We start from the raw sequence: 4,501 nt of genomic DNA on the forward strand, positions 1-4,501 counted from the left end.
GAGGAACGCGTGTACAGGCAGTTGTAAATGAGCTAAAAGGTGAAAAGATCGACATCGTCAAATGGTCTGAAGATCCAGTTGTTTTCGTAGCCAATGCATTGAGCCCATCTAAGGTTCTTGATGTTATTGTCAAAGAAGCAGAGAAGGCGACTACAGTTATCGTTCCAGATTACCAGCTTTCACTTGCGATTGGAAAGCGTGGACAAAATGCTCGTCTGGCTGCTAAATTGACTGGCTGGAAGATTGATATTAAAGCAGAGGCTGAGGCAAGAGAGTTAGGTATCTATCCTCGTGACAATGAACCATTGTTATCAGCGAATGATGATTATGATGACGAAGATATTGATTAATTGAGGTGAATGATCGTGAACAGCCGTAAAAAAGTTCCTATGCGAAAATGTGTCGCTACCGGTGAAATGAGACCGAAAAAAGAACTCGTTCGCATCGTTCGCTCCAAAGAGGGAGAAGTTTCCATTGATCTGACAGGAAAAAAATCAGGCCGTGGTGCTTACCTTTCAAAAGATAAAGAAGCTATTCAGCTAGCAAAGAAAAGAAATATATTGTCCAAACAACTAGAAACAGCTGTGGACGATGCATTATACGATGAGCTCAATGAACTTATCGAAAAGGAGAACAGACTATCCTGATGAATTCTAATCAATGGATGTCATTGCTTGGCTTAGCCAATCGAGCACGGAAAATTATTTCAGGGGAAGAGCTTTCCGTAAAAGAAATCCGAAGCGGCAAAGCGAAACTCATTTTGCTTTCAGCGGATGCATCCGCAAATACTACAAAGAAAATTACAGACAAGTGCAATTCCTATAAAGTACCTTGCAAGGTGGTCCCGGACCGGTATCAGCTTGGTCAGGCTATTGGGAAGGATGCCCGTGTTGTAGTAGCCCTACTGGACGAGGGTTTTGCAAAAAAACTGTTGACGTTGCTCGATTAATTCTAGCGGGGGTGAAAATATGAGTAAAACACGCGTTTACGAATATGCAAAGAAGCATAATTTATCGAGTAAAGACGTGATTATAAAATTAAAAGAAATGAACATCGAGGTTTCAAACCACATGACTGCCATGGAAGATGAAACTGTGAGGAGACTAGACGCCATTTATAATACAAAAGAAGAAAAACAACAACCACAAGCTAAACCTCAGCAGCAAAGCCAGCCGAAAGCTGCACAGGTACAGAACCAAGGACAAAATCAAAATCGCAGCCAAGGCCAAAACCAGCAGAGAAATAATCAGGTTCAGCCTAAGGCTCAACTAAAAACAACAGCAAGTGCTTTTTCTGATGATGAGCGCCGTGCAACAACTCCTGAAAAAGTAAAAACTGGAGCTGCAGCTAAAAAACCTGCAAACTCACAGCCTTTTAATAAAAACAATAAAAACAAGCCAAACAATAACAATAACAATAACAGAAATAGAAACCAGCAAAACCAAAACAGAGGCAAACAAAACCAGCAGCAAGCTGCGCAGCCTCAAGTAAAGAAAGTAAAAGAGCTTCCTGCAAAAATTACTTTCAGTGAGTCTTTGACAGTTGCAGAGCTTGCTAAAAAGTTGTATCGTGAGCCATCAGAAATCATCAAGAAGTTATTCATGCTTGGTGTCATGGCAACGATCAACCAGGATCTTGATAAAGACGCAATTGAATTGATTGCTTCTGATTATGGTGTTGAGGTTGAAGAAGAAATTAAAGTCGATGCAACTGACCTTGATGTTTACTTCACTGAAGATGAAGTAGCATCATTAATTGAAAGACCATCTGTTGTAACGATCATGGGCCACGTTGACCATGGTAAAACAACACTTCTTGACTCAATCCGCAACACTAAGGTTACCGCGGGAGAAGCTGGCGGAATCACTCAACATATCGGTGCGTACCAGGTTGAAGAGAACGGCAAAAAAATCACTTTCCTTGATACACCAGGACACGCAGCCTTCACAACTATGCGTGCGCGTGGAGCAGCAATCACGGATATCACAATCTTAGTTGTAGCGGCAGATGATGGCGTTAAACCTCAGACTGTTGAAGCTTTGAACCATGCAAAGGCAGCTAATGTACCAATCATCGTAGCTGTAAATAAGATGGACAAACCAACTGCAAACCCTGATCGTGTCATGCAGGAACTTACAGAATATGGTCTAGTTCCTGAAGCATGGGGCGGAGAAACAATCTTTGTACCGATTTCAGCATTAACAGGAGAAGGTCTTGATAGCCTTTTAGAAATGATTTTGCTTGTTGGTGAAGTTGAAGAATACAAAGCAAATCCTAATAGAAATGCAATTGGTACTGTAATTGAAGCACAGCTTGATAAAGGCCGTGGCTCAGTTGCGACGTTGCTTGTTCAGAACGGTACACTAAAAATCGGTGATCCGATTGTAGTCGGTAATACTTACGGCCGGGTACGTGCTATGGTAAATGATCTTGGACGCCGTGTTAAAGAAGCAGGTCCGTCTGCTCCTGTTGAAATCACTGGCTTAAATGATGTTCCACAGGCTGGAGATCGTTTCGTTGTATTTGAGGACGAAAAGACTGCACGCCAGGTTGGAGAAATCCGTTCATCACAAGCAGTACAGGCGCAAAGAAGCGAAAAAGCTCGCGTAAGTCTTGATACTTTGTTTGAACATATGAAACAAGGGGAAATGAAAGACTTAAATCTAATTATTAAAGCTGACGTTCAAGGTTCAGTAGAAGCCCTTGCAGCAGCATTGCAAAAGCTGGACGTTGAAGGTGTAAATGTAAGAATCATTCACACAGGTGTTGGAGCGATCAATGAGTCTGATATCACATTAGCAGCAGCTTCTAACGGTATCGTCATCGGTTTTAACGTTCGCCCTGATAATAATGCGAAGCGCGCTGCGGAATCAGAAAAGGTTGATATCCGTCTCCACCGCATTATCTACAAGGTAATCGAAGAAATCGAATCTGCCATGAAGGGGATGCTTGATCCAGTTTATGCTGAAAAGGTTATTGGCCAAGCTGAAATCCGCCAGACTTTCAAGGTTTCAAAAGTCGGAATGATTGGTGGTTCATATGTCACTGACGGTAAAATTACCCGTGACAGCGGTGTTCGCCTGATTCGTGACGGTGTAGTAATCTTTGAAGGACAGATTGATGCATTAAAACGATTCAAAGATGATGCGAAGGAAGTTGCACAAGGTTATGAGTGCGGTATTACCATTAAAAACTTCAATGACCTCAAAGAAGGCGATGTTGTTGAAGCATATATCATGGAAGAAGTGGAACGTTAATGGTAGTAGGCTTAGCAGCCTGTGAATGCATCATTTATGATGCTCATTCTCTAAAAGAAAAGAGAGCAGTACTACAGCGGATTATTTCAAGGCTGAAGCAAAAATATAATGTTTCAGTATCGGAAGTTGACCATCATGATGTGTGGCAGCGGACAACAATTGCCGTTGCCGCTGTTTCATCATCAAAGGTTGCTACTGAAAGGGAGCTGCAGAATGCTATAAAAATGATTGACTCTTTTCCGGAGATCGAACGTACCATCACCGAAATAGAATGGCTTTAATAGAACGAGGTGATCGAAAATGGGTCATAGAGTAAATCGTGTTGGGGAACAAATGAAGAAAGAACTAGGCGATATCATCAGCCGCAAGATAAAGGATCCGCGCATTGGATTCGTAACAGTTACGGATGTACAAGTTACAGGCGATCTACAGCAGGCAAAGGTATATATTTCTGTTTTAGGAGACGAGGAACAGAGAGAAAATACTTTAAAAGGATTAGCGAAGGCAAAAGGTTTCATTAGGACCGAAATTGGCCAAAGAATCCGTCTTAGAAAAACGCCTGAACTGATATTCGAATTTGATGAAACAATGGCATACGGCAACAGAATTAATTCCCTTATTCATGAGCTGCAAAGAGAAGAGCAAGCTGATGAAGAAAAGGAAGAAAAAGAATGATGATACTGGCCAGCTGCTTTGCAGGCCATTTCATCAGGTAAAAGAAATGGATAGACACCTAGTCTATCCATTTTTTTGAATAAAGCTTCTTCATATAGAAGTAATTAACGAAATACAACAAATTTAGAGTAAACAAGAAGAATAGAGGATACATAAAACAAAAAAAACAGGGGGGAAAGAGCATGGAAGGGATTCTGCCTCTTTTTAAACCAGCGGGCATGACTTCGCATGATTGTGTCTTTAAGCTTAGGAAGCTGTTAAGGACCAAAAAGGTAGGCCATACAGGAACACTTGATCCGGATGTAACAGGTGTCTTGCCAATATGCGTTGGCAAGGCAACTAAGATTGCTGAGTACATCACGGATGCTGGTAAAGCTTATGAAGGTGAAGTGTCGCTTGGATTTACAACAACTACTGAGGATGCCTCCGGGGAAAAAGTAGAAGAGAAATCAGTTAATCGAGTCATTACCCGAAGAGAAATTATCGAGGTTCTGCAATCCTTTATTGGAGAAATTGAGCAGACCCCGCCGATGTACTCGGCAGTGAAAGTGAATGGAAAGAAATTATAT

6 protein-coding genes and 1 pseudogene are annotated in these 4,501 nt (G+C 41.6%); all 7 read left to right on the forward strand.

The annotated features are described in order from the left end of the window. A pseudogene (gene nusA, locus WB217_RS08680) lies at window positions 1-350 on the forward strand (transcription termination factor NusA); the annotation flags it as partial. Between the two features lie 15 nt (window positions 351-365). Beyond that, window positions 366-647 (forward strand): RNase P modulator RnpM, encoded by a 282-nt coding sequence (rnpM, locus tag WB217_RS08685; protein WP_423992573.1) that lies wholly within the window; start codon window positions 366-368, stop codon window positions 645-647. After that, window positions 647-949: a YlxQ family RNA-binding protein gene (locus WB217_RS08690; protein WP_335374944.1), complete on the forward strand. Its 303-nt coding sequence runs from the start codon at window positions 647-649 to the stop codon at window positions 947-949. Before rnpM ends, WB217_RS08690 begins: the two co-directional genes overlap by 1 nt. A 19-nt stretch (window positions 950-968) precedes the next feature. Continuing rightward, on the forward strand, window positions 969-3,257 hold the full coding sequence (gene infB / locus WB217_RS08695) for a translation initiation factor IF-2 (protein ID WP_423992576.1): 2,289 nt from the start codon (window positions 969-971) through the stop codon (window positions 3,255-3,257). Continuing rightward, entirely contained in the window at window positions 3,257-3,538 is a 282-nt protein-coding gene (locus WB217_RS08700; protein WP_335427568.1) for a DUF503 domain-containing protein, read from the forward strand. The genes infB and WB217_RS08700 overlap by 1 nt, the downstream gene beginning before the upstream one ends. Window positions 3,539-3,557: 19 nt before the next feature. Then, the gene (gene rbfA, locus WB217_RS08705; protein WP_207498393.1) at window positions 3,558-3,932 is read left to right on the forward strand and encodes a 30S ribosome-binding factor RbfA; all 375 of its coding nucleotides are present in this window, start codon (window positions 3,558-3,560) and stop codon (window positions 3,930-3,932) included. 182 nt (window positions 3,933-4,114) lie between these two features. Further along, window positions 4,115-4,501, forward strand: a 387-nt coding sequence (gene truB, locus WB217_RS08710; protein WP_423992578.1) for a tRNA pseudouridine(55) synthase TruB, incomplete at its 3' end; no start/stop codon positions are given.

It is taken from the genome of Mesobacillus sp., assembly GCF_049588175.1.
Taxonomy (GTDB): Bacteria; Bacillota; Bacilli; order Bacillales; family Cytobacillaceae; genus Mesobacillus.

What these genes read in the sequence shown, in the direction of transcription:
- infB (WP_423992576.1), top strand. Translation starts at nt 969, where the DNA reads ATGAGTAAAACACGCGTTTACGAATATGCAAAGAAGCATAATTTATCG.
- WB217_RS08700 (WP_335427568.1), top strand. Translation starts at nt 3,257, where the DNA reads ATGGTAGTAGGCTTAGCAGCCTGTGAATGCATCATTTATGATGCTCAT.
- rbfA (WP_207498393.1), top strand. Translation starts at nt 3,558, where the DNA reads ATGGGTCATAGAGTAAATCGTGTTGGGGAACAAATGAAGAAAGAACTA.
- WB217_RS08690 (WP_335374944.1), top strand. Translation starts at nt 647, where the DNA reads ATGAATTCTAATCAATGGATGTCATTGCTTGGCTTAGCCAATCGAGCA.